Consider the following 25,714-nt stretch of genomic DNA (forward strand, 5'->3'; position numbering starts at 1 on the left):
CATGGCAGGCTCATGGCGCATGATCGATGAATTCGCGAAAGCGTACCTGCACAACGACCTGCGCGAGATCCGCGAGACGATGGTGTGGAAGCTCGACGGGTTGTCCGAGTACGACGTGCGCCGCCCCCTGACCTTCACCGGAACCAACCTGCTCGGCCTCGTCAAGCACCTGTCGATCTGGGAGTCCAGATACCTCGGCGAGGTCTTCGACCGGCCGTTTCCCGAGCCCGTGCCCCGGTGGGACGACGCCGCCGAGCGTGGCACCGATCTGTGGGCGGACGAGCACGAGACGCGCGAGCAGCTCGTCGACCGGTACCGCCGCGTATGGGCGCACTCGGACGCAACGATCAGCGCCCTGGCCATCGATTCACCCGGTCGTGTGCCCTGGTGGCCACGCCCCGACGTGAACCTGTTCACCGTCCTCGTCCACCTGCTCACCGAGACCACCCGGCACGCCGGACACGCCGACATCCTGCGCGAACAGCTGGACGGCACGACCGGGGCGGCGGCCGGGCACCCCGCCCCGCGGCCCGACCCGGCATTCTGGCAGGCGCACCGCGCGAGGATCGAGAGCGCCGCCACGGCAGCCGCCGCCAAGGCCGATCACGGGAGTTCCACCACCGCACGGGACTGAACCGCCGCCCGCGGTATCACGCGGCGGATCTCGAAGCCGAGCGATCGGTAGAGCCGGATGGCGGTGACGTCGGCGCGCCCGGCGTGCAGGAACGGGGTCTCGCCGCGCGCGGATGGAGTTCCTTTCGCGAAGTGCTTTGGGCGAAGGCGAAGCGCGGGTCCGGGCGGGTGCCGTCGCCGGCGAGGTCGGCCAGGACGCGGCCGATCGCGGGGACGAACTTGAACCCGTGGCCGAAGACGTCGGCGTCGACGCCGGGCAGCCAGCGGCGGGCGTACTCGCGCAGCGCGGCCAGCCCCGGCGTGGCCAGCGCATAGACGCCTACTAAACCCATCGGATTACCGTGAGTTACGAGGCTTTTGTAGGATCCAGCGGTGGGCGACGATCTGCTGGACGACTTCATCTGCGCCGATCGCGAGCGCGGCCTGGGTATCTACGGCATCCACCTGCACCGCGAGGGCAGCCCGCCGGTCGAGCGGCGGGTGCGCTCCGACGACCGGGTGAACCTGTACTCGGTCTCCAAGACGTTCACCTCGGTCGCGCTCGGGCTCGCGGAGGCGGAGGGCCGGCTCACCGTCGAGGACCGGTTCCTCGACCACTTCCCAGAACTGCGGGCGGTCGCGGCCGACGGATTCGAGGCGGTGACGCTGCGCCAGCTGCTGACGATGACCAGCGGCACCAGCCACGAGTGGTTCGCCGACCAGCGCATCGACGCCGCCGACCTGCTCCACGAGATCGTCGCCGCGCCGCTGGACGCCGCACCCGGCACCCGCTTCGCCTACACCGACTCCGGGCCGTACGCGATCGGCCGGGTCATCGCCCGGACCACCGGCGCGGACCTGCGCTCCTACCTGCTGCCCCGGCTGTTCGCGCCGCTGGACCTGCACAACCCGGCCTGGCACACCTGCCCGCTCGGGTTCCCGTTCGCGGGCAGCGATCTCTTCCTGCGTACCCACGAACTCGCCCGCTTCGCGCAGCTGCTGCTGCAGGACGGCGAGTGGGACGGCCGCCGGCTCCTGCCCGCGGCGTATCTGCGACGGCTGACCGCCGACCCGGCCGACACCGGCGCCATCACCGAGGGCGAGCGGTTCACCTACGGCTACGGCCTGGGCGTCTGGCTCGACCGCTCCCCCATGTACCGGATGGACGGCCGCTACGGCCAGTACGCCGTCATCTGCCCCCAGCTCCGGGCCGCCGTCACCGTGACCGCCCACTCCGACCGCGAGGTCGAGCTCCTCGACGCCATCCACGAGCTGGTCATCGACCGCTTGGCGTGACGGGGAGCCACGGCGCGATCAGGGCCGGGTCGGCGACCGCGGCCCCGACCCGGCGGCGCTCGTCATCGGTGAGGGTGAGCCCCCGCAGCCGCTCGCCCCACTCCGCGACCCGGTCCGGCTCGTCGAGCGCCGTCGACAGCTCGATCAGGGCGGCGAGGGCGGTCGCCTGCTCCACCGGCGGCGCGCTGTCGCCGTGACGGCGCAGGCCGGAGTTCAGCGCCCGGAAGGCGGCCAGGTCGTCGTTCTTGAACTCGCGCAGGATCCGGGCGTTGTCCAGGACCTTGGCCAGCCCCTGCAGCTTCTTGGAGCCGCCGTACTCCACCTCACCCGGCTCGTCGCGCTGGATGAAGATGATCGAGTTGCCGGACGGGTCCATGACGGTGAAGCGTGAGGCGCCCGGCCGGAACCGGGTGATCCGCGGCAGGCCCTTGACCAGGATCTTGCCGTGCGCGGCGCGCATCGCCGCGACGAACGCCGCGTGGTAGGGCGCGACCGCGTCGACCAGGACCAGGCAGCCGCCGGTGGCCTCCTGCGCCGGGTCGACGCCGGCGGCGGCGCGTGAGTAGTGCAGCTCGAAGCCGCTCCACCGCAGCGCCAGGTACAGGTAGGGCTTCTTCTGCTCATACGTGACGGTGAATCCCAGGGCGCGCCAGAAGGCCAGGGTCTCCTCCGGGGCTGTGCACGGCAGCAGCGGCACGGTGGTCTCGTTGGGCGCAGGTCGCTCGTCAGTCACGCCATACAGTGTAGAGCGTTGCGGGATCGTCGATGTGGATGTTGGATGGCGTCGGCAGCGGCCAGCCCGGCGGCGGCCCGAGGAGGATGCGGTGCTTGCACTGCTCGGCCGGTGGACCGCCAACCACCGGATGCTGGTCCTCGCCGGCTGGGTCGTGATCACCCTCGCCGGCGCGGTGTTCGGGGGCTCCGTCTACGACCGGACCCAGTCGGTGGACAGCCTGCGGCCCGACGCGGAGTCCGCGGTCGCGCAGGCGCGCATCGACCGGCTCGCCCCGGAGGGCGAACGCGTCGTGGCCGTCATCTCCGGGCGGGACTTCAACGCGACCGCGCTGGTCGACAACGCCAGCAAGGTGATGTTCGAGATCCGGGCCATCCCCGGCGTCGCCAAGGTCATCGACGCCTACACCGCGGGATCCGGGCAGGTCTCCTCCGACAACCGCAGCTCGCTCGTCACCGTCGAGCTGCGCCCCGAGCTCAGCGACGACGAGGCCCTCGCCGTGGCCGACCGGGTCGCCGCCGCGCTGCACCGCATCGACGCGCCGCAGGTCCTCGTCGGCGGTGAACTGCTCGCCGAGCGCACCTTCGGCGAGCAGGCCGTCAAGGACGCCGCGTTCGGGGAGACCGTGGCGCTGGTGGTGCTCTGCGGCGCCCTCGCCGTCATTCTCGGTGGCCTGCTCGCGGGCAGCCTGCCGCTGCTCACCGCCCTTGCGACGGTCGCCGCGACGCTGCTCGCACTGACCGGGCTCGCCGCGGCGGTGCCGGTCAGTGAGTACGCGGTCAACGTTGTCACCCTGCTCGGGCTCGGTCTCGCGGTCGACTACAGCCTGCTGATCCTCACCCGCTTCCGCGAGGAACGGGCCGCGGACCGCAAGGCAACGGTGCCGGACCTCCTCGCCCGGACCGTCGCGACGGCCGGGCGGGCCGTGCTCGTGTCCGGGCTCGCGGTGGGCGCCGCCCTCGCGGGACTGTTCGCGTTCGCCGAACCGCTCCTCGCGGCGATGGCACTGGGCGGTGCACTGGTCGTCAGCCTCGCCACGATTGCCGGCCTGACGCTGGTACCGGCGCTGATCGCGGTCGCACATCAGCGGATCCCGGCGCCGGGGGCACGGGCGAAGAAAGCCCGGACGACAAAGACCCGGTCCGCGCAGCGCCCGCCGGGCCTGCTGGCACGGCTGGCCGGGTTCGCGCAGCGGCGCCCGGCACTGGTCGCCCTCGCGGTGACCGCCGGCCTGGTCCTGCTGAGCCTGCCGCTGCTGCAGGTCACCCTCGCCAACTCCGACGCGCGGTCGCTGCCCGCCGGCAGCGAGGAGCGGCTGGCCTACGAGGCCGTCGAGCGTGACTTCGGCAAGTGGACCACGCAGCCGGTCACCGTGCTGATCGCGGCGAACGCCGGCGAGCCGTCGGTGCCGCCCCTGCTCGACCGGCTCCGCGAACTGACCGGCGAGGCCGAGCTCGACCTGCGGACCGGCCTGCCGGCCGACGTCACCGTCGTCGACCTGCGCCCGGCCGGCCCGGCCGGCGGCGAACCGGCCCAGCGCCTGGTGCGGCAGCTGCGCGCCCTGGACTCCCCCGTGCCGGTCCTGGTCGCCGGGCCCGCCGCCGAGCTGATCGACGCGCGGGAGTCCACGGCGTCCCGGCTGCCGATCGCGGTCGCCGTCATCGTCGTCGCGACCGCGATCCTGCTCTTCGCACTCACCGGCTCGCTCGTCGTGCCGGTGAAGGCCCTGTGCATGAACATCCTGACGCTGCTGGCCACCCTCGGCGTCCTCGTCGCGGTCTTCCAGTGGGGCTGGGGCGCCCCGCTGCTGGGCTTCCAGCCGTGGGGTGCCGTGGACCTCACCACGCCGCTGCTGCTGTTCGTGTTCATCTTCGGGTTGTCGATGGACTACGAGGTGTTCCTGCTCGCCCGGATCAAGGAGGAATGGGACCGGCGGAGCACCGGCGACCGCGCGGCCAACGACCGCGCCGTCCTCGCCGGCATCACCGCCACCGGCCCCGTCATCACCACCGCCGCCCTCGCGATCGGCATCGTCTTCCTCGGCTTCGCCCTGGGCGACCTGATCGCCGTGAAGGAGATCGGCGTCGGCATGACCGTGGCCGTGCTGCTGGACGTCACCGTCGTGCGCGGCCTGCTGCTGCCCGCCGTCATGTCCCTGCTCGGCCCCGCGAACTGGTGGCGCCCAGGCCGCCGCCGTCAGGTGTAGTAGCCGTCCACGGCGACGCGGGCCTCGGCGTACAGCAGCGGCCCTTCCTGCGGCACCGGCGCGAACCCGCCGCCGGTCCTGAGCGCGCCGAGCTGCTCCCCGGACAGGGCGTAGACGACCCTGCCGAGGCCGGAGCGTTCGATGGCGCCGGTGCACATCCCGCACGGCTGGCAGCTGGTGTACATCGTGACGCCAGCCGCCACGTCGGCGCTCAGGTGCCGGGCCGCCCAGCGGGCGAGCTTGAGCTCCGGGTGGGCGCTGATGTCGCCGTCGGACAACACCGTGTTGTGCTCCTCGGCGAGGATCCGGCCGCCGCCGTCGGCCAGCAGTGACCCGAACGGCGCCTCGCCGGCGGCGCGGGCGTTGACGGCGAGCTCGATCGCGCGGCGCAACAGCCGCTCCTCATCCGCGGTCACGCGGCCACCTCCGCTACGCTCCGGCGTCCGCATGACGGCCTGCAACACCGATGCCCGGACCCTCCGCTTCGCTCCGGTCCGGTCATGCGGCCACCTCCGGCAGGGTCATCGTGCCGCGGGCCACGACCAGGCCCGAGCCGCTCACCTGTACCCGCGATCCGGCCACCGTCACAGTGATCCGGCTCGGACGGCCCATCGAGTGCCCCTGCTCGACGACCACGGTCGCCACACCCGTCGGCGCCGGCTCGACGACGCCGGCCGCGACCAGCAGCGCGCCGAGCGGGCCGGCCGCAGTGCCGGTCGCCGGGTCCTCCCAGATGCCCATCGCCGGGTTGAAGAACCGTGCATAGGCCGTGGCGCTGCTGTCCACGGTGTCGCCGGTGTACAGATAGCAGCCCTCGCCGCCGACCGCCTTCAGCGCGGCGGTGAGCCGCGCGCCGTCCGGTGCGGCGCGGTCGACGGCGGCGCGGTCGCGGACCGCCACGTGCAGGTGCCCGGCGCCGGTGTCCACCACCTGCGCCGGCCGGTCGGCGACCAGGTCGTCCTCGCGCAGGCCGAGCGCGGCGGCGAGCCCGGGCCGGTCGGTGACCACGGCGCCGAACACCGGCGGCGCCTGCTCCATCGCCACGACGATGTCGCGGCCGTCCACGCGGCGCACGTGGACCGGCAGGATCTCCTCGCCGATGTGCTGCGTGAACGTGGTCTCGTCGCCGTCCAGCCTGAGTTCGCCGGAGGAGGCGAGCCACAGCCAGGCGCCGAGCGCGTTGTGCCCGGCGCCGTACACCTCCTGGCCCGTCGGGGTGAACGAGCGCAGCCGCCGGGTCGCGGCGGCCGTGGTCGCCCGCTGCACGAACGTCGTCTCGGACTGGTTGAACTCGCGGGCGACGGCGCGCATCTGCTCGTCGGTGATGCCGTCCCCGTCGGTGACGAGGGTGAGCGGCGCCCCGGTGAGCGGCGTGGAGGCGAACACGTCGACGTAGACGAACTGGATATCGGTTCTATACACAACCACGACGCTACGACCGGCGGCGACCGTGGTGTAGTCCGTTCGTGCGGTATCGCGGCCGGTCCGCCGCAAAAACTGCGGTAGCCTGCCGCGATGACCGCACCCACGCTCGACGACGTGGACCGGCAGCTGCTCGCCGCGGTGCAGCAGGACGCCCGCGCGTCGCTGACCACGCTCGCCGCCGCGATCCACCTCGGCGTGTCCGCCACGCGGGCCCGGCTGCGCAGCCTGGAGGAGCGCGGCGTGATCACCGGCTACGCCGCCCGCGTCGACCCGGTCGCGTGCGGCCTGCCGCTGCGGGCGGTGGTGCGGATGAAGGTCCACGGCGCGCTGTACGACAAGGTCGCCGAGGTCCTGGCCCGCGAGCCGCAGATCGTGCGGTGCGTGCGGGTGACCGGCGAGGCGTGCTACGTCGTGGAGGTCCTCGCCGCCGACATGCCGGATCTGGCCCGCATCACCTCGGACCTGGCCCGGGTCGGCTCCATCACCACCGACCTGGTCTACGAGGTCCTGGTCGACCGCGCCGTGCCGTCCTGACGATGTTGCGTATGTCATAGCGCGGAAGGGCAATGGCGGGCGCGGATGTTGGTGGCGGCATGAGCCGACTCTTCGAGCCGCTGACCCTGCGTGGCGTCACCTTCCCCAACCGCGTCTGGGCCGCACCGATGTGCCAGTACTCGTCCGTGGACGGGCACCCCACCGACTGGCACCTGGTGCACCTCGGCGGCATCGCCCGCGGCGGCGCCGGGGCGGTCATCGCGGAGGCGACGGCGGTGCGCCCCGACGGCCGCATCTCGCCGCAGGACGCCGGCATCTGGTCCGACGGGCAGGCCGCCGACTACGCCCGGATCACCGCGTTCGTCCGCGGCCAGGGCGCGGTGCCCGCCATCCAGCTGGCGCACGCCGGGCGCAAGGCGTCGACGTTCGCGCCGTGGCGCGGCAAGGGCAGCGTGCCGCTGTCCGAGGGCGGCTGGCCGACCGTCGCGCCGTCGGCCGTGCCGTTCGACGGGTACGCGACTCCCGCCGCCCTGTCCACCGACGAGCTCTGGACGCTCGTGCAGGACTGGGGTGCCGCCGCCCGCCGGGCCGTCACCGCCGGCTACGACGTCGTCGAGGTCCACGCCGCGCACGGGTACCTCATCCACGAGTTCCTGTCGCCGCTGTCGAACCTGCGCACCGACGCGTACGGCGGCGACCTGCGGGGCCGTTCCCGGCTGCTGCTGGACGTCGTCGACACCGTCCGCGCCGCCGTCCCCGACCGGGTCGTGCTCGCCGTGCGGGTCAGCGCCACCGACTGGGTCGACGGCGGTCTCACCGTCGACGAGGTGGCCGACGTGGCCGCCGCCCTCGCCACGCACGGCGTCGACCTGGTCGACGTGTCCAGTGGCGGCAACAGCGCCGCCCAGCAGATCACCGCGTCCCCCGGCTACCAGGTGCCGTTCGCCCGGGCGGTCCGCGAGCGCAGCGGCCTGCCCGTCGCCGCCGTCGGCCTCATCACCGAGCCCGAGCAGGCGGAGAAGATCCTGCTGGAGGAGTCGGCCGACGTGGTCCTGCTCGGCCGGGCGCTGCTGCGCGAGCCGACCTGGCCGCAGCGCGCCGCGTTCGAACTCGGCGACGACATTGTTTGGCCGCCGCAGTACCGGGCAGGACGCCGGGTGGTCACGCCCGCGTGACGTCAGGATCAACCAGCCGTTCTGCCCCTTACCTGAATGGGTGTGCATGTCGACGCTTCCGCTGTCGCCCGACGAGCTGCTGACCACGACCCGCTCGGTCCGCAAGCGCCTCGACCTGTCCCGGCCGGTGCCGATGGAGCTGATCCGGGAGTGCCTGGAGATCGCGCTGCAGGCCCCCTCGGGGTCCAACGCGCAGAGCTGGCACTGGATCGTGGTCACGGACCCGGCGCAGCGCACCGCGATCGGCGAGGTGTACCGGCGCGCGTTCCGGGCGTACGCGGACGCCGGCGGGCCGAACCCGGATCGGTACGCCGGCGACCCGGCCCGGCAGGCCACGCAGGTGCGGGTCGGTGAGAGCGCCGCCTGGCTCGGCGAGCGCATGGGCGACGTCCCGGTCCTGGTCATCGCCTGCCGCCGCGTGGCGAAGCTGTCCGCCGACAGCCAGGCCGACGTGTGGGGCTCGCTGCTGCCGGCCGCGTGGAGCTACATGCTCGCCGCCCGCGCCCGCCGCCTGGGCACGGCGTGGACCACGCTGCACCTCGACCACGAGGCGGAGGTCGCCGAGCTGCTCGGCCTGCCGGACGACATCCGCCAGGGCGTCCTGATCCCGACCGCCTTCTACACCGGCGAGACGTTCAGGCCCGCGCCCCGCGAACCCCTCGACGCCGTCCTGCACCTCGACCGCTGGTGACCGGCCCGTCAGCGTAGGGGGCGGCGGCCGGCGAAGCCGAGGTCGGCGCGGTGATACCAGGCGATGTCCTGGTCGCCCTCCAGCCAGCACAGCAGCACCGGGACGCCGTCGAGCTCGGCGGGGAAGTCCAGCAGCAGCGGGGCCAGGCCCTTGAGGTGAATCCCGGTCTCCTGCACCTCGGTGACCAGCTCGTCGAGCCGGGCGGAGCTGGCCTTGTACTCGGGCAGCCCGCCGAGCGCGGTCGGGTCGCCGCCCGGGGCGAGCGCGGCCGCCAGTTCGGCGGTGTCCGCCCGGACGGCGATCAGCTCGTCGAGCAGCGGCCGCAGCCGGGCGAGCTCGGCCCGCGCCTCAGTCAGTGTGTACAGACCCATGCGGGTCAGCGTGGCACCCCGCCCCGCCGGGCGATGACTTAGGGTGCGTGCGTCGGCGACGGCACCGTGATCGACCTGCTGGCGCTGGTGCCGCTGCACGCGGACGAGATGGCGGTGAAGGTGCGGCGGGGCACGGACGCGCTCATCGACGTCCTCGACCGGGGCGGCGTCAACGAGCTGCTGGACCCGTCCCGGCCCTCGTTCGCCTGAGCCTCAGGCGGGCGCCGGGTCGTTGCTGTGGGCGCGGACCACGACCACCGGGCGGTCGGCCTTGTGCACCAGCGTGTCGGAGGTGCTGCCCAGCAGCAGCTCGCTGAGCTTGCGGTGGCCGTGCGCGCCGACCACGATGCCGGGGCTGTCCCGCTCCCGGGCGACGCGCATCAGCGTGTCGGCGACGGCCAGGGTGTCGGCGACGGCGAGGCCGGTGGCGTCGGCGAACCCGGCGGCCCTGGCCAGGCGCGCGCCGTGCCGCGCGGTGCGTTTCGCGGCCTCGTACAGCTCCGTCTCGGCGTCGATCGCGCTGCGCAGGTCCAGCACGGTCGGCGGCTCCTCCAGGCCGATCATCGGCAGGGTCGCGGCGTCGAAGCTCCGCCCTGCCTCCCAGACCGTGACGACGAGCGCCGGTTGGTGCCCGAGCAGCGGCGCCGCGTCGCGCACCGCCCGCTGCGCGGCGGCTGAACCGTCGAACCCGAAGATGACCGGTGCGGCAGTCGTCATCTTCCCCACCGTACCGACGGATCCGCCGCGGACCGGATGAGCCGCGGGTGGTCGGCGGCGGTTTACCCCGGCGCGCGGGTGGTAGTGCTGCGGCGACGTCACTTCGCGCATCGTGTTCGGGAGGTTGCCATGACCGTTGCGGACCGCGTCGCCATGGGGCCGGTGGGTGTGTGGCTGGGTGCGCTGCAACGCGAACCCGCACAGATCCAGCGGACCGTCGCACGCCGCGTCGAGGAACTCGGGTACGGCTCGCTGTGGGAGGGTGAGGTCGTCGGCCGCAACGACGTCTTCGCGCAGGAGGCGGCATGGCTGAGCGCCACCTCCCGGCTCGTCGCCGGCGCCGGCATCGCCAACATCTGGGCCAGGCACCCGGCGACCGCGAAGGCCGCCGCCGGCGCGCTCGGCGACGCCTGGCCGGGCCGGTTCGTGCTCGGGCTGGGCGTCAGTCACGCCGCGGCCATCGACCGGACCGGCATGACGTACGACCGGCCGCTGGAGCGGATGCGCGACTACCTCGACGACATGGACAAGACGCCGGCGGCGATGCCTGACACCGCCCCGGACGTGCCGGTGGTGCTCGCCGCGCTGCGCCCGCGGATGCTGCGGCTGGCCCGGGACCGCACCGACGGCGCCCACACGTACTTCGTCCCGCCGGAGCACACGGCACTGGCCCGCGAGGACCTCGGCCCGGACCGGCTGCTCATTCCCGAGCAGGCGGTCGTCGTGGACACCGACCCGGAGACGGCCCGGGCGACCGCCCGCCAGCACACCGCGTTCTACCTGGGGCTGCCGAACTACGTGAACAACCTCGAGCGGCTCGGTTTCAGCGATGACGACCTCGCCGGTACCGGCAGCGACCGGCTCGTCGACGCGATCGTCGCCTGGGGTGACGAGTCCACGGTCGCCGCCCGCATCCACGAGCACCACGCCGCCGGCGCCGACCATGTCCTCATCCAGCCCCTGGCGGCGGACATCGACGGCGCGGTGCGGCAGCTGGAGACCCTCGCGCCGCTGGTCAGCGGCTGAGCCACTCGCGGAGCAGGCCGCTGGTCCGCTCCCCCAGCCGCTCGGCGGCGCGGGCGGCGAGCAGATCCAGGTCGGCGCGTTCGGCGGCGGTCGGGGTCAGCTCGCCGTCGAGGCGGCGCCGCGCCCACGCGTCGGTGGCCGCGCGGGCGAGGTAGGTGGCGTCGGCGTGGCCCCGCCGGGCGAGGTCCGGGACGGGGTCGATGGCCAGCGTCAGCGCGGCCCGCAGCCGCACCAGCGGCGGGCCGCCGTTGAGGAGGCGGTACCCGGCTCGGCGAACCTCGGGCCGCCCGTCGGTGAGCAGGTCCCACGGGAGGCGGTCCGGCAGCCGTCCCGTGAACGGGCGCAGGGCGGTGGCGGCATCCCGTACCACGGCCGCCGCCGGATCCCGCAGCAGCGCGGCGAACCGGTCCGGGCCGGCACCACCGAGCCGGGCGACGGCGCGCACGGAGAGGGCCACGGGGATCGGGCCGGTCCTCTCCGCCATGATCTGCAGGTAGATCGCGGAGACGTGGGAGCGTTTCGCATGGTGGTCGACCGCGACAACGGCTTCGGGCGCCGTCGCGAGCAGCTGGACCGCCGCCCGGCCGCGCTCCTCGTCACCGGCCGCGTCGAGCTCGGCGAGCAGGGTGAGCAGCCGGTCGCAGGCCTCCGCGCCGCCGCCGGGGACGTCGGCGACCGCCTGCGCCACGGGCGGTTCCTGCCGGGTCCGCTGCCACCATCTGCGTCTCACGCCGCCATGCTGCCCGATTCGCGGCGGGAACGGACGGCAGTTTCCCGCAGCGGCGGCCGCCTACCAGGGCACCTGGCCGTCGTCGTCGTGGAACTGGCCGGTCGGGCCGGCGGCGTCCAGCAGCGCCAGGCGCGCCACGATGGCGGCGCCCTGCGCGGCGGTGCGGGGGCCGGTGTGCCGGTTCAGGTCCGTCGCGCAGTAGCCGGGGTCGGCCGAGTTCACCTTGATCGTGGTGTCCCTGAGGTCGGCGGCGTAGGCGACGGTCAGCCCGTTGAGCGCGGCCTTCGACGAGCTGTACGCCATCATCGGGATCCCGCCGTCCGGTGCCGCCAGGCGGGTCAGCGAACCCATCGAGCTGGACACGTTCACGATCCGCCCGGCGTTGCTGCGCCGCAGCAGCGGCAGCATCGCGTTGGTCACCGCCACCACGCCGAACACGTTCGTCTCGTACGCCTGCCGCACGTCCTGCACGGACAGGTCCGACGGCCTGCCCCAGCCGACGAGGACCCCGGCGTTGTTGACAAGGATGTCGAGCCGCCCGTGCTCGGCGCCGATCCGCGCCGCGGCCGCGGCGACCGACGCCGGGTCGGTCACGTCCAGCGGCAGCGGCACCGCTTCGAGATCCTCCGCGCGCAGCGTCGCGACGGCGGCACCGCCACGGCCGGCGTCGCGGGCGCCCAGCAGCACCGTCACCCCGGCCCGGGCGAGGAGCCGGGCCACCTCGAGGCCGATGCCCTTGTTCGCGCCGGTCACCAGCGCGATCGTCGTGTCGTCCATGCAGCGACCGTGCGGCAGGGGCGCCGCCGCCGGAAGAGCACGGCCGCATCCCCGGACCGGCCGCATCCAGGGACCGGCGGCATCCAGGGACCGGCGGGTCCCGGATGCGCGGGCCGGCGGCGGGCACGATGTGCGGGTGGACCGCCGTCAGCTCGCCGACTTCCTCCGCGCACGGCGCGACCGCGTCCGGCCCGCCGACGTCGGTGTCGTCGCGGGCCCGCGCCGCCGGACGCCCGGGCTGCGGCGCGAGGAGGTGGCACAGCTCGCCGGGATCTCCGTCGACTACTACACCCGCCTCGAGCAGGCCCGGGGCCCGCGGCCGTCGCGGCAGGTGCTGACGGCACTGGCCCGGTCGATGCGGCTGACCGACAGCGAACGCGAGCACCTGTTCCAGCTCGCCGGCGCCCGCGACGAAGCGCCGGCGGGCCCGCCGCGGGACGTGCCCGCCGGCATCCTGCACCTCATCGACCGGCTCGACGACACCCCGGCGTTCGTCATCGACGCCGTCTACAACCTGCTCGCGTGGAACCGGATGGCCACGGCGCTGCTCATCGACCCCACCGTGTGGCCCGTGGCCGACCGCAACCTGATCTGGCAGCTGTTCACCAGCCCGTACACCGACTTCGACGACCCGCAGGTCGACGAATACGCCCGGCACTGCCTCGCCGACCTGCGCCGGGCCGCCGCCAGGTATCCCGACGACCCGGGTGTCGCCGCGCTCGTCGCGCGGCTGCGCGCGACGGGTCCGGGGTTCGTCCAGCGCTGGGTCGACTATCCGGTCGACCCGCCCCGGTCCACGTCCACGAAACGGATCCCGCATCCGGTGGTCGGCGAGCTCGAGCTGGACTGCCAGTCCCTGCACATCACCGAACGCGACCAGCGGCTCATCCTGTACACCGCGGTCCCCGGCACCCGGTCGCAGGAGGGTCTGCGACTGCTGTCCGTGGTCGGCACCCAGCAGTTCTGAGGCTTCCCGCCTACCGGAAGACGATGGCGTGGCCGCCGGCGATGCTGGCCCGGCACGCCTCGTGCAGGGTCAGCCACACCGACGCCTCGATCATGAACGGGTCTGTCTCCGGCAGGTCACCGACCCGCCGCGCCTCGTCGTCGGTGAGCTCGCCGCCGTCGAGGGCGATGCCGAGCGCCGGTGCACAGCCGCGCAGCTCGTCGAGCAGTCCCTGGCTGGAGCCGACCATCCCGCCGCCGGCCACGCCCGCGTCCGGCGGCAGGAACAGCGGCTCGTCGAACGCGACCGGCACGTAGTAGCCCTCGCAGTCGGAGTGGCACAACAGGTGCGAGTCCAGCATCGAGGCCTCGTCGTCGACGGCGGCACGGTCCCCGGTGCGTGGCTCGAGCTGCTCGCCTCCTGACCGGATCCGCTGGTCCGCAGGGCGCTGGCCGGACATTCGTGGGAACGGCCGGGCCTGCTGCACGCCATCGCCACCCACCCGGACAGCCCGCCCGGCGCGGTCGAAGGCGTCGCGTGGCAGGAGACGGCGTCTCCTGCCACGCTGCAGGCGTGCCTGCGGGTCCCGTCAGCGGCGGTCTGCGTGGCCGGCAACCCGTCGCCGCCGCCCGTGATCCTGGCCGGGCTCGTCGCCCATCCCGACCCCCGCGTGCGTACGGAGCTCGCCAGCAACCCCGCCCTGCCACCGCAGGCCGTCCACGATCTGCTGGCTCACCCCCAGACCGTCTTGACGGACAGCTTCGGGTCGGACGCGATCGACGACTCCGAGTAGCGGCAGTCACGCAGCTGCTTGTTCTTGTACAGCAGCGTCTGGTCGGCGTAGTGCGGTGAGGCCGGGTCACCCGACTGGCTGAACGTCAGGATGCACCGCGCCGACGGCCCCGACGACGTGTACGCGAGCGTCAGCAGGAAGCTGGTGCCGTAGTTCACGACGTAGCCGCGGTCGGTCAGGTCGCTGCCCTCCACGAACGTGCCGGGGTTCATGAACGGTTCGCGGGACGAGCCCGGGAACGGTTCGTACTGCGCCATGTTGGCGATGCCGACGTTCTCCGTCGAGCCGGGCACCGGGATGCGCTGGCCCGCCTTCACCGTGTACTGCACCGACTGCAGCTGCACGTTCAGCGGCAGTCTCACGGCCCGCATCCGCAGCATCGCGCTGGCCAGGCCGGTGAGCAGCGGCGCCGGGTTGGTGGGTGCACCCCGCGGGGTGCGGCCCGGGTTGGCCGGGTCGAACGGCACACCGAACAGCGGCCCGGCGACGGTGAGCGCGTCCGGGTGCTCGGCGAGGACCGCGCCGATCGTCTCGCGCCACAGCACCGCGCCGCGGCTCGGCAGTTCGAACAGCCGGTCCCAGCCGGCGAGGGCGGTGCAGCCGGCGCTGATGTCGACCGGGGTGCCGCCGACGTACACCGGGCGGGTGCCCTGCGCGCGGCAGGACGTGACCACGTAGCCGGCGAGTTCGGCGGCGGTCAGCGAGTCACCGGAGAGGATCGCGGTGCCCAGGCCGGTCAGGTCGAACCGGCCGGTGCCGTTGATCAGTCGCAGGTTCTGCCGGGAGCGCGCCGACAGCGGCGTACCCTCGCCACCCTGCAACGGCGAGAACCCTGTCAGGAACTGGTTCTGGTTGGGCACCCAGTGGCTGTCGTTGGCGTTGAACACGTAGTCGCGGCGCTGCAGCTGCGGCTGCTGGGCGAAGGGGATCAGGCCGGGCGAGCGCGCGCCGGGCTGCACGACCCACGCGTTGGCGCTGTTGCTGCCGTCGAGCGCGCCGAGCGGATGGGCCGCCCACTCGGCGATCGAGGCGGCGGACAGGTTCGGCGTCGGCGACGAGTCCGTGTACCAGGCGTTGCCGGCCGAGTCGGTGGCGATCGTGTTGACCCACGGGATGCCCTGGTCGCGGCCGATCGAGGCGCGCAGGCCGGCGACGTCGGTGGCGCGGGCCATGTTGAGCCACACCCGCAGGAGCCGGTCGTTGTCGATGTTGGCGTCGCGGTACGTGTACGCCGTCGTGGTGCTCCACCCGAACGCCGGGTCGATGGCGGACAGGTCCAGGACCGGGCCGTAGCGGGTGAACCACATGGTGCGGGTGACGTTCTGCTGGCCGACCCGGATCGTCACCTGCTTGGACGTCATCGCCTCGGGGCGGCCGTCGATGTAGTAGGTGGTCGGCGAGCCGGGGACCAGGTCGACGGAGTAGAACGTGAACCGTGAACCCTCCGCGATGGTGTGCGTCCACGCGACCTTGTCGCTGAACCCGATCTGCACGCCGGGCAGCCCGCCGAGGCTGGCGCCGTAGACGTTGAGGTTGCCGGGCACGGTCAGCTGCGACTCCCAGAAGCGCAGCTCGCCCTCCCACGGGAAGTGCGGGTTGCCCACCAGCATGCCCCGCCCGGTCTGCGACTTGTCCGCGCCGAGCGCCCAGCCGTTGCTGGACAGTGCCCGCTGCTCCTGCAGGCCCTGCAGTCCTTCGGTGGTGACGGCCGCCCCGACCGGCAGCGCGCCGTCCAGGCTCGACGGCGGTGCGGCCGTGGCGATCGGGCCGAGCAGCGCGTCACCGCTGGCCAGGATCGCGATGTTGCGCTGGTACGCCAGCACGTCGACGGCGGTGATCGGCGCGATCCACGGCTGCCCGGCGCACCAGCCGGGCACCCTGGCCGCGCCGGTGGCCGCGAGGAACGCGTTGTAACCGCGCACGTAGCCGTTGAGGACGTCGCGCTCCTCGGGCTGCAGCCGCGTGAGCTGGTCGCGGGCGCGGTCGACCAGGCCGAGCGACTGGTAGGCGAAGTCGGTCGCCAGGTTGACGCCGTCGGGTCCCGGGCCGAACCACCGCGACCGCTCGCTGCGGACCTTGACGATCTGGTCGGCGAGGTCGCAGAACCGGTCCTCGGCGTAGGCCCACGCCTGCCCGAAGGCGGCGTTGCCGACGCTGGTGGCCAGCACGTGCGGCACCCCATAGCTGGTGCGCCTGATCACGGCGGTGTAGCCGCCGGAGGCGACGGCCTCGCCGTGCGCCGCGCCGGCGGCGACGCCGACGACCGCAGGGGTCAGCAGCACGGCTGCCGATAACAGTGTGACGATCCGACGGGCGCGAGGCACGGTTCCTCCGAAGTGACGCAGCGGACTGATGGCGGTTCGAATCCGTTGAACCCTGGTCGCATTCACCATGTGCAAGAAAGGCGTTTCGGTGACCAATTCGGCAATTGGCGCAGGTGACGGCCGCAGGGGCGCCCGCCAGGAGCGCAGCGGTGGTGGCGCAACCCGTGAGATCACCATATTGCACTCGGTGACCTTTGGACTACAGCAAATTGACCATTATTCATAGTCGATCTTGAATGGTGATCAAAAGCCACGTCCGATCGACCGTTCAGCCATTTCCCCGCCGCCCGCCCCCGGTTCGCAATGCCTTCCCCGCCGCACTTGATCGAAGGACACCCCTGGCCGCTGGGACGACCACCGCCGTCCTTCGATCACGGTCGCAAAATCGTCCGATGGCGGCCGTCGGCCGATGCGACACCCGACGAGGGGGAAACACCGATCACGGGCGGAATGGACCTGCGGCCGGCGCTCGGCCGGTGCCCGAACGCGCGACCACGGGCAAGGACGCTCTACGGGGCACCGTCGCGCGCTGCATTGCAGTGATCAACGGCGCGTGCTGGTCGCCCCGACGGCCGCGGGGCGACTTCGATCACGCGGCCGGGGTGAAGATCGCCGTCTCAGTGGGGGGCAGCGCCGACCCAGCGGGCGAACCGGTCGGCGTACGCGGCGGGGTTGAGCCGTCGGATCCGGGCGGGGTCGAGCCGTCAGGTCCCGGCGGGGTTGAGCCGTCGGATCCGGGCGGCGTCACGTTCAGGATCGTCGGTGTCGGGCGCTGCGAAACGTCGCCCTGACCGCGGCGAGGACCGCGCTGCGCGGCCGGCCGCGGTCGGCGCTCAGTGCACGGTCGCCGCGGAGGTCAGTCGTCGAGGTCGACGCCCTTGGCCTTGGCCAGCTCGACCACCTTGCGGGCCTGATCGGCGTCGGTGGCGACGACGTTCAGCAGCTTCGCCAGCGACTCCAGCGCGCCGCGGTCCGTCCCGTACGCGCAGAACATGCCGGCCTCCGGGTCGTAGGAGAACCGGCCTTCGAGCGCCGGTGCCTCGGTGCTGACCAGCAGCCGCGCGACGCCCGCCCAGAAGTAGCCGCCGGGGTCGTGCCCAAGGCCTTCGATGACCCTGTCGACGTCGGTGGTCCCGGCGTTGAGCAGCAGCGAAAACCTGCCCGGCGACGTCTCGACCAGTTTCAGTGCGCTCATGGTCGGATCTTGACAGCCCCCGCCCCGAAACAGCAAGCCGCCCGGCCTCGGGGACCGGGCGGCCGGCCGGACGGACTACGAGCAGAACCAGTTGCAGACGGGGAGGGACCCGTGCAGGATGCCGGTCTTGTAGGTGTGCGTGGCGGTGGTGCCGTTGGCGCGAACCTCGAAGAACACGATCTCGGCCTGGAAGGCGTTGTCGCCGTTGACCCGGTTGAGCCAGTCGTTCGACAACGAGTTGAAGCCGAACTCGGCGCTGAGGCCTGTGGGTTGGGCCTGCGGCCAGCCGTTTCGCATACCCAGGACCGTGATGAAGTGGCGACCGCCCCCGGTGGCGTGGAACGAGACCCCGAAGCTGCTGCCCCGGGACACGGCGGCCATCGCCTCCGACTCGGTCATCCGCAGGTCGATGCCCACGGTCGCCCTGGTGGAGAACAGCTGCCAGCTGGGCTCAAGGGTCAGGCAGGCGTTGTAGGTGACGGAATCGAAGGAGCAGGCTTGTCCGTAAGCCGAGGAGGAGGCGGCGGCGACCGGACGGACCCCGACGGTCAGTCCCAGCAGCAGCATGACGGCCGTCAACGGCGCGACGATCCAGCGCTTTCGACGCACAGCTGGCCCCTTCCAAAGGCAACGGTCAGAAGAGTTCGGCGAGCAGGGCGGCGGCGCGGGCGGCACCGTCGCCGGGCACCGGCAGGTAGGTGACCGGGCGGTCGATCTCCTCCGCGATCGCGGCGGCGAGGGCGTCGGGGGTCAGGGTGTCGTAGTCCATCCGCCGGCCCGCGCCGTGGCGGCGGAGCCGGTGGGTGACGTGGAACTGCTGCTCGAAGTGGTTGCGCAGCGGCACGTAGATGAACGGACGGCCCGCCGCGGTCAGCTCCATGCAGGTCGTCAGGCCGCCCTGGACCACGGCGAGGTCGCAGGCCGCAAGATGCCGGTCCAGGGACGGCACGTATGGCAGGACCTCCAGACCCGGCGGGGCCGGCACCGACGCCGGGTCGATGCGCGGACCGGCGACCAGGATCATCCGCAGCCCGGGGACCCGCCTGGCCGCCTCCGGGAACGCCGCGGCGACGAGCCTGAGCAGGTGCCCGCCGACGCCAGACCCGCCGACGGTGACCACGCAGACGCGCTCGTCGGCGCGATACCCGAGCGCGGCGCGCATCGCGGCGCGCGAACCCTCGTCCGGTGCGGGCTGTTCGGCGCCGGTGACGTAGCCGACGAAGTCGTAGTGCGCCGAGGTCCAGTCCTGGATGTACGGCAGGTCCGGGCCGAACCGTTCGTCGACGACGTCGCCGATGTCGCCGACGAAGATGGAGCGGTCGCGCAGCCGTGGATAGCGGGCGATGTGGCCGATCATCTCCGCGTTGTAGTCGGCGGCGACCAGGGCCTCCCGCTCGCCACCGGACGGCATCGGCAGGAAGCCGACGAAGTCAGTCAGCCAGGCATACGCCGACCGCTTCAGCTCCGGATTCTCGTGCAGGAAGTGGTCGACGTCCCAGGCTTCGTCGCCGACGACGAGGTCGTAGCGCTCAGCAGCGAGCAGGTCGTGGAAGACCATGAAGTTGGCGACGAGGATCTCGTCCATGCGCCGCAGCGCCTCGAAGCAGTGCAGGTCGTGCTCGCCGGACTCGCTTTCCACGTGCGCGGACTCGTTGACCAGGAACCGGCTCGCGGGGTGGACCCGCTCGCCGGCGTCGGCGAGCATGCGGGTGACGGGGTCCTGGGTGAGCCAGTCGAGCTGGACGCCGGGGCGCAGCTCGCGCAGCTTCGCGGCGATGGCGAGGTCACGCCGGGCGTGGCCGAGGCCGATCGGCGAGGACAGGTAGAGCACCCGCTGCGGCCGCGACTGCCAGCGGCTCCACACCGTGCGGGTCGGCGCGGGCGGGCGGAACCGGTCGGCGAAGTCGCGCACGAGCAGGTTGACCTGGACGGGGTCGCGAGCGATCGGGATGTGCCCGCCGCCCTCCAGGACGACCAGGTCGCCGCCGGTGAGCTCGGCGAGCGCCTCGCTGCGGGCGAGCGGGACGACCTGGTCGGCGCTGCCGTGCAGGACCAGCAGCGGGCTGGTCAGCCGGGCACACCAGGACTCGAGCGTGTCGCGGTCCGGGCGGTCCGCCTGGCTCTCCACGTCCAGCACCGCGCCGGTGGTCTCCAAGGCCCAGCCGACGCCGTCCTCGACCGCCTTCGTCGAGTGCGGCTCGCCGAAGCACTGACCCATGAAGAACCAGGCGAAGTCGTCGTGGTGCTCATGCCAGTAGCGGCGGTTGTACTTGCGCCAGTGGCTCGCCGGATCGGTGCCGAGTCTCGGCACCGCGGACGGTGGCAGGTCGAGGGCGGGCGGGTCGTCCAGCCCGCCGGAGGCGGCGCGGGCCTGGCCGGGCGCGGTGAGCGCGATCGAGGCGCCGATCGCGACCATGCCGTGGACCCGCCCGGGGTGCTCGGCGGCGAGCTCGAGGGCCCAGTTGACGGCGCGGGACAGGGCCACGACGACGGCCCTGCCGGTGCCGGTGGCGTCGAGCACGGCGAGGGCATAGGCGACCTGGGCCGCCTGCCCGTAGGCCGGTGGTGTCAGCGGCCGGTCGGAGCGCCCGTTGCCGGGGCCGTCGTACGTGACGACGCGGAAGTGCCGGGCGAGATACGGCAGCTGCATCTTCCAGATCCGCTTGTGCACGAGCGTCCACGTCGGCATCAGCAGGATCGTGGGGCCGCCATCCCCGTGCACCTCGAAATGGATCTTGACGCCGTCGTGCTCGATGAAGCCCTCGGCGTCCGCCAGTCTCGCCCGCATCCCGCCGGTCCCTTCCTCAGCGCACCGGGCGGGGCACGAAGCGCGGGACCCGCCGCAGATAGTCCTCGTAGGGCTCGCCGAGTTGTGCCTTCAGGTCGTGCTCCTCGAGCCGGACACCCACCATGATGTAGCCGGTCCCGGCGACGGCGAACACCAACCGGCCGACGCTGAGGTCGGGCGCGGCCCAGAACGCGATCAGGAAGCCGACCATCAGCGGATGCCGGACCAGCCGGTAGACCCACGGCTCCCGGAATCCAGGCTCGGCGTATTGCCGGTCGCGGGCCCGGTCGAGGATCTGCCGCAGGCCGAAGAGGTCGAAGTGCCCGACGGCGAACGTGCTGAAGACGAGAATGATCCAACCCAGTGCGTAGAGGCCCCAGAGGATGCCACGGGCCCACGCCGGGCCGACCGTCCACACCGTGGCGGGCAGCGGCTGCCACAGCCACAGCAGCAGGACCAGCACGGCGGTCGAAGCGAGGACATAGGTGCTGCGCTCGATGGCGGTCGGGACGATCCGGGTCCACCACCGCTTGAACCAGGGCCGGGCCATGACGCTGTGCTGCACCGCGAACAGGGTCAGCAGCGCGGCGTCGACGAGCAGCGCCCGCCACGCCGGGCCGGTCGTGCCGTCGTCGACGCCCTTGGGCACGACGACACCGGCGAGGAATCCGATCGTGTACAGCAGGGTCGCGAGGAAGCCCAGATAGGCCGTCGCGCCGTACACGAGGACCAGTGCCTTGCGGATCATGTGCGAAACACCTCCCTTGTTCGGTCGACCGACCGACAGTTCGCACGCTAACATTCGGTCGATCGGCCGACAAGCCAGTGTCGGGCAACCGGCAGAAGGGGGACGACGGGTGAACACCGCCGGCCGCATCATCGAAGCCGCGAGGACGTGTCTGCTCACCGACGGCTATGCCGCGCTGTCCACCCGCCGCGTCGCCGAGCGGGCGGGCGTGCCGCTGAGCCAGATCCACTACCACTTCGGCGGGAAGCAGGGCGTCATCCTCGCGCTGCTCGACCACGAGAATCAGCAGCTCGTCGAGCGCCAGGTCCGCATGTACGGTGCCGGGACGCCCCTGTGGAAGCGCTACGAGCAGGCGTGCGACTTCCTCGACGACGACCTCGCCTCCGGCTACGTGCGGGTGCTGCAGGAGATGATCGCGGCGGGCTGGTCCGACCCGCAGGTCGCCGCCCGGGTGTCCTCGATGCTCCAGGCGTGGTTCTTCGTCCTCGTCCAGGTCGCCACCGAGGCGGAGGAGCGCTTCGGCTCGCTCGGCCCGATGCGCCCGTCCGACGTCGCCGGCCTCATCGGCCTGTCCTTCCTCGGCGGTGAGGCCGTCATCCTGCTCGGCGGTGAGCACGACGACGACTGGAGCCCGCGGGTCCGCGCCTGGCTGCGCAGCGTCGGCGACCTGATCCGCCACTTCGAGGAGCGCTGAGCGCACGGGCACCGGCGCGCACGCGCCGCCGTGGTGTCCGCGAGCCGTCACGTGATCCGGGCGACCGTGTCGAGATCCTGACGGAGCGCGGCGATCCGGCACCGGGACCGTCGATGCTGTGGCCGTGCCGACCTCCCGCCTCACCCACGCCATGGGTGTCCTCCTGACCATCGCCGCACTGACCCTGGCCGGCGCCGCCCCCGCCGGCGCCGAGCCGCCGACCCGCGGGCCGGAATGCCCGGCCACCCGGGCGCAGCTCGCCGGCCAGCACATCACCACCGTCGAGGGCCTGCCCGACCTCACCTGCGCCGACCTGCACGACGCCGTCCTGGACGGCCTCGACCTCGGCCAGGCCGACCTGTCCGGCGTCGACGCGCACGGCGCCTCGTTCCGCAACACCGACCTCGTCCAGGCCACCTTCACCGGCGCCAACCTGCGCGGCGCCCACTTCGACGGCGCCGACCTCACCCAGGCCGACCTCGACACGGTCGACGCCCGCGACGCGTCGTTCGCCGACGCCGACCTCGGCCAGGCCGAGCTGACCGGCTCGGACCTGCGGGGCGCGGACTTCACCGGCGCGTCGCTGACCCAGACCGACCTCGTCAAGGCGGACCTGCGCGGCGCTCGTACCGTCTTCGCCGTGGCCATCCAGGCCGACGCGTCCGACGCCAAGGTCGACGTGCTCAACCCGGGCACGTTCCAGCTGCCGCTGCTCGCCGTCCTGATCGGCGTGGCCCTGCTGGTGAAGTCCCTCATCGACGTGGCCCGCGGCAAGACCCCCGGCGGGCGGAGCCTGCACCGCGGCCTGGCCCGGCTCGCCGTCTACGCCGTCGTCAACGTGATGGCCTGGCTCGTCGTCGGCCTGCAACTGCTGCCGTTGATGTACATCACGGTCCTCTACCCGCTGCTCGTCGGCGCGCTGTTCGTCTACCTGTCCGGTGCCGTGCGCGGCTACCGGCCGGCACGGTTCGGCCCGAGCGACCCGCACCGGCCCCGGATCGGCGTCACCATCCGCTAGGGGCGGCCCGCGCCACGATCGCAACGAGCAGCACCGCGGCCACGCACACCAGCGCGACGACCGCGAGCCCGACGATGAGCATCGGGCGCTGCGGCCCGCCGCGCGGGGGCGGCGGCGGAAGGAACGACGACCACCGATCTACTGCGCCCATGGACCGACGGTATTCGGCCCGGCACCGCCGTCGTGGCAGGTGCCGGGCGGACCCTGTGAAACATTCGTGAAGCACGATACCGTTGCGGCAATGGGAAACGGCCGGTCGTGGGGGATCCTCCTGTTCCTGGCCGCACTGGGCGTGTTCGGGCTGCTGACGGCGTGCAACGCGGGCGCGTTCCTGGCCGGGTTCGGCCCGCAGCGCACCGTCTACGTGGACAGCGTCCGCACCGATGAGATCCCGACGACCGACGGCAGCGGCATGCCGATCGTCACCACCGTGCGCGTCGGCGAGGGCTACTACCTCGACGGCGGCGGGCGGCGGCACGCGGTCGAGCTGACCGGGTTCGCCGGGGAGCCCGGCGACGTCGTGCGCACCCGCGGCCCCCTGCTGCCGGGCTGGCTCGCCCTGGCACCGCACCGCACCGGCCAGGCGGTCGGCATGCTCCTGCTCGGCCTGTTCCTGATCGCCGCGGGCGGCGGCGTGGGCACGTTCCTCTACCTCGAACTCGACTGAACGGCACCCGGCCGGCAGAGCACCGGCAGGGACGCCGGGCCGTGGACGGTCGGGTCGTGGTCGCGCCACGACAGGGTGGTGTCCCGCAGGGTCAGCGCCGGGAACGACGACAGCAGCGCGTCCAGGGCCGCGTGCGTGGTGAGCCGGGTCAGCGCGGCGCCCGGGCAGTAATGCGGTCCCAGCCCGAAGGACAGGTGCGGGTTGGGCGCTCGGCGGACGTCGACGGTGTCCGGGTCGGGGAAGCGGGCCGGGTCACGGTTCGCGGCGCCGACCATCGCGACGAGCTCGGCGCCCGCCGGGATCCGGGTACCGGCCACGGTGACGTCGCGCGCGGCGCGGCGCAGCACGCCGAGGACCGGCGGGTCGTAGCGGGCGAGCTCCTGCACCGCCTCCGCCAGCAGCGCGCGGTCCCGGCGCAGCGCGGCCCACAGCTCGGGGCGCCGCAGCAGCGCGTGGACCGCGTTGGCGATCAGGTTCTGAGTGGTCTCCACCCCCGCGAACAGCAGCATCAGGCTGTGCGCCCCGACCGCGTCCCGGTCGGCTCCCCACGCCGCGTGCAGCGCCGCCGGTACCGGTGGCGACGCCATGACCGGCGGCGCGGACCGCAGTGCGTCGGTCGCGGCGGCCATGGCGGCGAGGCCGGCGCGGCGGGCGGCCGGGTCGCGGGCGTTGGCCGCCGCGTGCTCAAGGGTCCGGGCGCGGGCCAGGAACGCGTCGGTCTGCTCCCCCGGCTCGCACAGCAGGTCCGCGATCACCCGCGCCGCCAGCGGATGCGCGACGTCGGCCACGACGTCGAACCCGGTCGCGGGCAGGCCGGCGACCAGTGCGCGGGCCACGGCCGCGCAGCGCTCGGCCGGGCCGGCGACGGCACGCGCGGACAGCGCCCGGGTCAGCGGCGCCCGCCGGGTGGTGTGCTCCGGCGGGTCGAGGAAGAACAGCCACCGCGCGGACCAGTCGGTGAACCCGGCGAGGGCGTCCCGGTCGCGGGGCGGCACCTGCGGCACGACGGCGGAGGAGAACGTGCCGGGGTCGTGCAGCACGGCCGCGACGTCCTCGTACCGGGTCAGCACGAAGCGCCGCAGCCGCTCGCTCCAGGACACGGGCGTGGTCGCGCGGAGCCGGGCGAACGCGGGGTACGGGTCGGCCGCGTACCCGGGCCCGAACGGGTCGCCGCCGCTCATCGTCCCGGCTGCGCCAGCAACGCGTCGACCGCTTCGACGGCGGTGGCCAGCCGCTGGTGGTAGTCGCCGCGGATCGGCACGAACGGGCGGCCGAGCCGGGTCAGCTCCGCCACGCAGCGGGCGTGGAAGGTGGCCCGCTCGGCCGGGGCGCCGCTGAACGGCTGGTCCGGCTCGGTCAGCAGGTACAGCTCGGCGGTCGGTGACTCGCTCGCGGCGCGCAGCCAGTCCGGCGCCGCCTCGTACAGCCGCTCGCTCCACAGCCGGACGGACAGCAGGTCGGTGTCGCAGAACATGACCCGGGTGGCGCGCCGGGCCAGGAGGTCCTCGGCGGTCTGCTGCGCGTGCGCGACCCTGGACACGTCGGCGGCCCGCAGCACCGGCAGCGTGCCGGCGTGCTCGGGCACGCGGACCGTGCCGTAGTGCTCGGCGAGGCGGCTCGACAGCAGCGTCTTGCCGGTCGCCTCGGGGCCGATCAGGCAGACCCGCCGCACGTACCAGGCGCGCACCGGCGGCGGCAGGTACCGTTCCCACGCCCACGGGTCGGCGCGGATCTTCGTGCCGGAGACGCGGACGGCGTGCCGGTCGACGGGCACGAACTGCGCGCCCAGCAGATGGGCGAGCGGCCCGCCGTGGTCCTCGCCGGCGAACAGGTAGCCGGGGTCGGCGTGCGCGCGGATCTGCGCCGTCCAGTGCCGCACGCTCTCGTCGCGGGTTGGGACGCCGGGCAGGTCCTCGACCGGCACCACGGTCACGTCCGGGAACAGCTCGGTGAGCCAGTCGCGGCGCACCGGGAACGGCACCGGGTCGGCCGCGCCGACGCGGACGAAGACGTGCACCCGCGCCGCGAACGCACGGGCGTACTCGATCAGGTAGCGGTGTCCATCGTGGACGGGCAGGAACCGGCCGAGGACCACGCCGCTGCTGTCGCCGCCGCCGGGCCGCGGCTCGAACTGCTTCGGCGAGAACCCGGCGAGCCTGCCGGCCCGGGCCCAGACCGCGGCGGCGTCGCGCTCCTCGTCGGTGCGCGGCTCGTCGTCGTAGTACGCGAAGCTCGACCCGTACCACGCGATCGGCGGCGGGGGCACGATGATGGTCACCGCCGAAGA

General features: G+C 73.2%; 29 protein-coding genes. 12 read left to right on the forward strand and 17 right to left on the reverse strand.

Annotated features, from left to right (window positions below; genetic code table 11):
• Nucleotides 1-19: 19 nt before the first annotated feature.
• Nucleotides 20-634 carry a DinB family protein gene (locus tag OHA72_RS51325; RefSeq protein WP_327003392.1) on the forward strand — a complete coding sequence of 205 codons (615 nt, stop codon included), beginning with the start codon at nt 20-22 and terminating at the stop codon, nt 632-634.
• Between the two features lie 16 nt (nt 635-650).
• On the opposite strand, the gene OHA72_RS51330 is transcribed toward OHA72_RS51325, so the two are convergent.
• Complete coding sequence (locus OHA72_RS51330) at nt 651-965, reverse strand: hypothetical protein (RefSeq protein WP_327003393.1); 315 nt, start codon at nt 963-965, stop codon at nt 651-653.
• Nucleotides 966-1,005: 40 nt separating this feature from the next.
• Here OHA72_RS51330 and OHA72_RS51335 point away from each other — a divergent pair, with 40 nt between their 5' ends.
• Nucleotides 1,006-1,908, forward strand: a complete 903-nt coding sequence (locus OHA72_RS51335) for a serine hydrolase domain-containing protein (RefSeq protein ID WP_327003394.1) — start codon at nt 1,006-1,008, stop codon at nt 1,906-1,908.
• Here the strand turns inward: OHA72_RS51335 and OHA72_RS51340 are convergent.
• The gene (locus tag OHA72_RS51340) at nt 1,889-2,641 is read right to left on the reverse strand and encodes a DUF8817 family protein (protein ID WP_327003395.1); all 753 of its coding nucleotides are present in this window, start codon (nt 2,639-2,641) and stop codon (nt 1,889-1,891) included. The genes OHA72_RS51335 and OHA72_RS51340 overlap by 20 nt on opposite strands.
• A gap of 91 nt (nt 2,642-2,732) precedes the next feature.
• Here OHA72_RS51340 and OHA72_RS51345 point away from each other — a divergent pair, with 91 nt between their 5' ends.
• Nucleotides 2,733-4,847, forward strand: coding sequence for an MMPL family transporter (locus tag OHA72_RS51345; protein WP_327003396.1), 2,115 nt, complete (start codon nt 2,733-2,735; stop codon nt 4,845-4,847).
• Here the strand turns inward: OHA72_RS51345 and OHA72_RS51350 are convergent.
• Together OHA72_RS51350 and OHA72_RS51355 are read right to left on the reverse strand one after the other, a co-directional pair.
• Nucleotides 4,838-5,263 (reverse strand): nucleoside deaminase, encoded by a 426-nt coding sequence (locus tag OHA72_RS51350; RefSeq protein ID WP_327003397.1) that lies wholly within the window; start codon nt 5,261-5,263, stop codon nt 4,838-4,840. The genes OHA72_RS51345 and OHA72_RS51350 overlap by 10 nt on opposite strands.
• An 82-nt stretch (nt 5,264-5,345) precedes the next feature.
• Nucleotides 5,346-6,269 (reverse strand): PhzF family phenazine biosynthesis protein, encoded by a 924-nt coding sequence (locus OHA72_RS51355; RefSeq protein ID WP_327003398.1) that lies wholly within the window; start codon nt 6,267-6,269, stop codon nt 5,346-5,348.
• A 93-nt stretch (nt 6,270-6,362) separates the two neighbouring features.
• Between OHA72_RS51355 and OHA72_RS51360 the strand changes: the two genes are divergently transcribed.
• From OHA72_RS51360 to OHA72_RS51370, 3 genes are read left to right on the forward strand one after another with little or no spacing between them, the layout of a single operon-like run.
• A complete protein-coding gene (locus tag OHA72_RS51360) occupies nt 6,363-6,806 on the forward strand; it encodes an Lrp/AsnC family transcriptional regulator (protein ID WP_327003399.1) in 444 nt (147 codons plus the stop codon).
• 59 nt (nt 6,807-6,865) lie between these two features.
• Nucleotides 6,866-7,942 (forward strand): NADH:flavin oxidoreductase/NADH oxidase, encoded by a 1,077-nt coding sequence (locus tag OHA72_RS51365; RefSeq protein WP_327003400.1) that lies wholly within the window; start codon nt 6,866-6,868, stop codon nt 7,940-7,942.
• Between the two features lie 46 nt (nt 7,943-7,988).
• Entirely contained in the window at nt 7,989-8,633 is a 645-nt protein-coding gene (locus OHA72_RS51370) for a nitroreductase family protein (protein ID WP_327003401.1), read from the forward strand.
• A gap of 8 nt (nt 8,634-8,641) precedes the next feature.
• Here OHA72_RS51370 and OHA72_RS51375 read toward each other — a convergent pair whose 3' ends face one another.
• On the reverse strand, nt 8,642-9,004 hold the full coding sequence (locus tag OHA72_RS51375; protein WP_327003402.1) for a DUF2203 domain-containing protein: 363 nt from the start codon (nt 9,002-9,004) through the stop codon (nt 8,642-8,644).
• A gap of 66 nt (nt 9,005-9,070) precedes the next feature.
• On the opposite strand from OHA72_RS51375, the gene OHA72_RS51380 reads away from it, so the two are divergent.
• Nucleotides 9,071-9,214: a suppressor of fused domain protein gene (locus tag OHA72_RS51380; RefSeq protein ID WP_327003403.1), complete on the forward strand. Its 144-nt coding sequence runs from the start codon at nt 9,071-9,073 to the stop codon at nt 9,212-9,214.
• A 3-nt stretch (nt 9,215-9,217) separates the two neighbouring features.
• On the opposite strand, the gene OHA72_RS51385 is transcribed toward OHA72_RS51380, so the two are convergent.
• Nucleotides 9,218-9,721 (reverse strand): universal stress protein, encoded by a 504-nt coding sequence (locus OHA72_RS51385; protein ID WP_327003404.1) that lies wholly within the window; start codon nt 9,719-9,721, stop codon nt 9,218-9,220.
• Nucleotides 9,722-9,850: 129 nt separating this feature from the next.
• Here OHA72_RS51385 and OHA72_RS51390 point away from each other — a divergent pair, with 129 nt between their 5' ends.
• Entirely contained in the window at nt 9,851-10,747 is an 897-nt protein-coding gene (locus tag OHA72_RS51390) for a TIGR03620 family F420-dependent LLM class oxidoreductase (RefSeq protein ID WP_327003405.1), read from the forward strand.
• Here the strand turns inward: OHA72_RS51390 and OHA72_RS51395 are convergent.
• Together OHA72_RS51395 and OHA72_RS51400 are read right to left on the reverse strand one after the other, a co-directional pair.
• A complete protein-coding gene (locus OHA72_RS51395) occupies nt 10,737-11,477 on the reverse strand; it encodes a hypothetical protein (protein ID WP_327003406.1) in 741 nt (246 codons plus the stop codon). The two genes, OHA72_RS51390 and OHA72_RS51395, sit on opposite strands and share 11 nt — an antisense overlap.
• 60 nt (nt 11,478-11,537) lie before the next feature.
• The gene (locus OHA72_RS51400) at nt 11,538-12,254 is read right to left on the reverse strand and encodes an SDR family oxidoreductase (protein WP_327003407.1); all 717 of its coding nucleotides are present in this window, start codon (nt 12,252-12,254) and stop codon (nt 11,538-11,540) included.
• A 136-nt stretch (nt 12,255-12,390) separates the two neighbouring features.
• On the opposite strand from OHA72_RS51400, the gene OHA72_RS51405 reads away from it, so the two are divergent.
• Nucleotides 12,391-13,221: a helix-turn-helix transcriptional regulator gene (locus tag OHA72_RS51405; protein WP_327003408.1), complete on the forward strand. Its 831-nt coding sequence runs from the start codon at nt 12,391-12,393 to the stop codon at nt 13,219-13,221.
• 10 nt (nt 13,222-13,231) lie between these two features.
• Here OHA72_RS51405 and OHA72_RS51410 read toward each other — a convergent pair whose 3' ends face one another.
• The 6 genes from OHA72_RS51410 to mddA form a co-directional block, all read right to left on the reverse strand.
• Nucleotides 13,232-13,702 (reverse strand): putative DNA-mimic protein, encoded by a 471-nt coding sequence (locus OHA72_RS51410; protein WP_327003409.1) that lies wholly within the window; start codon nt 13,700-13,702, stop codon nt 13,232-13,234.
• Between the two features lie 230 nt (nt 13,703-13,932).
• Complete coding sequence (locus OHA72_RS51415) at nt 13,933-16,275, reverse strand: penicillin acylase family protein (protein ID WP_327003410.1); 2,343 nt, start codon at nt 16,273-16,275, stop codon at nt 13,933-13,935.
• Nucleotides 16,276-17,173: 898 nt separating this feature from the next.
• Complete coding sequence (locus tag OHA72_RS51420; protein WP_327003411.1) at nt 17,174-17,512, reverse strand: Imm51 family immunity protein; 339 nt, start codon at nt 17,510-17,512, stop codon at nt 17,174-17,176.
• Between the two features lie 75 nt (nt 17,513-17,587).
• Nucleotides 17,588-18,121 (reverse strand): hypothetical protein, encoded by a 534-nt coding sequence (locus tag OHA72_RS51425; RefSeq protein WP_327003412.1) that lies wholly within the window; start codon nt 18,119-18,121, stop codon nt 17,588-17,590.
• Nucleotides 18,122-18,146: 25 nt separating this feature from the next.
• On the reverse strand, nt 18,147-20,300 hold the full coding sequence (locus OHA72_RS51430) for an alpha/beta fold hydrolase (RefSeq protein ID WP_327003413.1): 2,154 nt from the start codon (nt 20,298-20,300) through the stop codon (nt 18,147-18,149).
• A 16-nt stretch (nt 20,301-20,316) separates the two neighbouring features.
• A complete protein-coding gene (mddA, locus tag OHA72_RS51435; protein WP_327003414.1) occupies nt 20,317-21,048 on the reverse strand; it encodes a methanethiol S-methyltransferase in 732 nt (243 codons plus the stop codon).
• A 109-nt stretch (nt 21,049-21,157) separates the two neighbouring features.
• Between mddA and OHA72_RS51440 the strand changes: the two genes are divergently transcribed.
• Both OHA72_RS51440 and OHA72_RS51445 read left to right on the forward strand, forming a co-directional pair.
• Entirely contained in the window at nt 21,158-21,742 is a 585-nt protein-coding gene (locus OHA72_RS51440) for a TetR/AcrR family transcriptional regulator (RefSeq protein WP_327003415.1), read from the forward strand.
• A 118-nt stretch (nt 21,743-21,860) separates the two neighbouring features.
• On the forward strand, nt 21,861-22,760 hold the full coding sequence (locus OHA72_RS51445) for a pentapeptide repeat-containing protein (RefSeq protein ID WP_327003416.1): 900 nt from the start codon (nt 21,861-21,863) through the stop codon (nt 22,758-22,760).
• Here the strand turns inward: OHA72_RS51445 and OHA72_RS51450 are convergent.
• Entirely contained in the window at nt 22,747-22,911 is a 165-nt protein-coding gene (locus OHA72_RS51450) for a hypothetical protein (protein ID WP_327003417.1), read from the reverse strand. The genes OHA72_RS51445 and OHA72_RS51450 overlap by 14 nt on opposite strands.
• A 90-nt stretch (nt 22,912-23,001) precedes the next feature.
• Here OHA72_RS51450 and OHA72_RS51455 point away from each other — a divergent pair, with 90 nt between their 5' ends.
• Nucleotides 23,002-23,427 carry a hypothetical protein gene (locus tag OHA72_RS51455; RefSeq protein ID WP_327003418.1) on the forward strand — a complete coding sequence of 142 codons (426 nt, stop codon included), beginning with the start codon at nt 23,002-23,004 and terminating at the stop codon, nt 23,425-23,427.
• Here the strand turns inward: OHA72_RS51455 and OHA72_RS51460 are convergent.
• Complete coding sequence (locus OHA72_RS51460; protein WP_327003419.1) at nt 23,409-24,608, reverse strand: cytochrome P450; 1,200 nt, start codon at nt 24,606-24,608, stop codon at nt 23,409-23,411. The genes OHA72_RS51455 and OHA72_RS51460 overlap by 19 nt on opposite strands.
• Nucleotides 24,605-25,705: an AAA family ATPase gene (locus OHA72_RS51465; RefSeq protein WP_327003420.1), complete on the reverse strand. Its 1,101-nt coding sequence runs from the start codon at nt 25,703-25,705 to the stop codon at nt 24,605-24,607. Before OHA72_RS51465 ends, OHA72_RS51460 begins: the two co-directional genes overlap by 4 nt.
• Nucleotides 25,706-25,714 lie beyond the last annotated feature (9 nt).

Source organism: Dactylosporangium sp. NBC_01737 (assembly GCF_035963215.1).
Taxonomy (GTDB): domain Bacteria; phylum Actinomycetota; class Actinomycetes; order Mycobacteriales; family Micromonosporaceae; genus Dactylosporangium.

What these genes read in the sequence shown, in the direction of transcription:
- OHA72_RS51325 (WP_327003392.1), top strand. Translation starts at nt 20, where the DNA reads ATGATCGATGAATTCGCGAAAGCGTACCTGCACAACGACCTGCGCGAG.
- OHA72_RS51330 (WP_327003393.1), bottom strand. Translation starts at nt 965, where the DNA reads ATGGGTTTAGTAGGCGTCTATGCGCTGGCCACGCCGGGGCTGGCCGCG.
- OHA72_RS51360 (WP_327003399.1), top strand. Translation starts at nt 6,363, where the DNA reads ATGACCGCACCCACGCTCGACGACGTGGACCGGCAGCTGCTCGCCGCG.
- OHA72_RS51365 (WP_327003400.1), top strand. Translation starts at nt 6,866, where the DNA reads ATGAGCCGACTCTTCGAGCCGCTGACCCTGCGTGGCGTCACCTTCCCC.
- OHA72_RS51370 (WP_327003401.1), top strand. Translation starts at nt 7,989, where the DNA reads ATGTCGACGCTTCCGCTGTCGCCCGACGAGCTGCTGACCACGACCCGC.
- OHA72_RS51375 (WP_327003402.1), bottom strand. Translation starts at nt 9,004, where the DNA reads ATGGGTCTGTACACACTGACTGAGGCGCGGGCCGAGCTCGCCCGGCTG.
- OHA72_RS51385 (WP_327003404.1), bottom strand. Translation starts at nt 9,721, where the DNA reads ATGACGACTGCCGCACCGGTCATCTTCGGGTTCGACGGTTCAGCCGCC.
- OHA72_RS51390 (WP_327003405.1), top strand. Translation starts at nt 9,851, where the DNA reads ATGACCGTTGCGGACCGCGTCGCCATGGGGCCGGTGGGTGTGTGGCTG.
- OHA72_RS51400 (WP_327003407.1), bottom strand. Translation starts at nt 12,254, where the DNA reads ATGGACGACACGACGATCGCGCTGGTGACCGGCGCGAACAAGGGCATC.
- OHA72_RS51420 (WP_327003411.1), bottom strand. Translation starts at nt 17,512, where the DNA reads ATGAGCGCACTGAAACTGGTCGAGACGTCGCCGGGCAGGTTTTCGCTG.
- OHA72_RS51430 (WP_327003413.1), bottom strand. Translation starts at nt 20,300, where the DNA reads ATGCGGGCGAGACTGGCGGACGCCGAGGGCTTCATCGAGCACGACGGC.
- mddA (WP_327003414.1), bottom strand. Translation starts at nt 21,048, where the DNA reads ATGATCCGCAAGGCACTGGTCCTCGTGTACGGCGCGACGGCCTATCTG.
- OHA72_RS51450 (WP_327003417.1), bottom strand. Translation starts at nt 22,911, where the DNA reads ATGGGCGCAGTAGATCGGTGGTCGTCGTTCCTTCCGCCGCCGCCCCCG.
- OHA72_RS51455 (WP_327003418.1), top strand. Translation starts at nt 23,002, where the DNA reads ATGGGAAACGGCCGGTCGTGGGGGATCCTCCTGTTCCTGGCCGCACTG.
- OHA72_RS51460 (WP_327003419.1), bottom strand. Translation starts at nt 24,608, where the DNA reads ATGAGCGGCGGCGACCCGTTCGGGCCCGGGTACGCGGCCGACCCGTAC.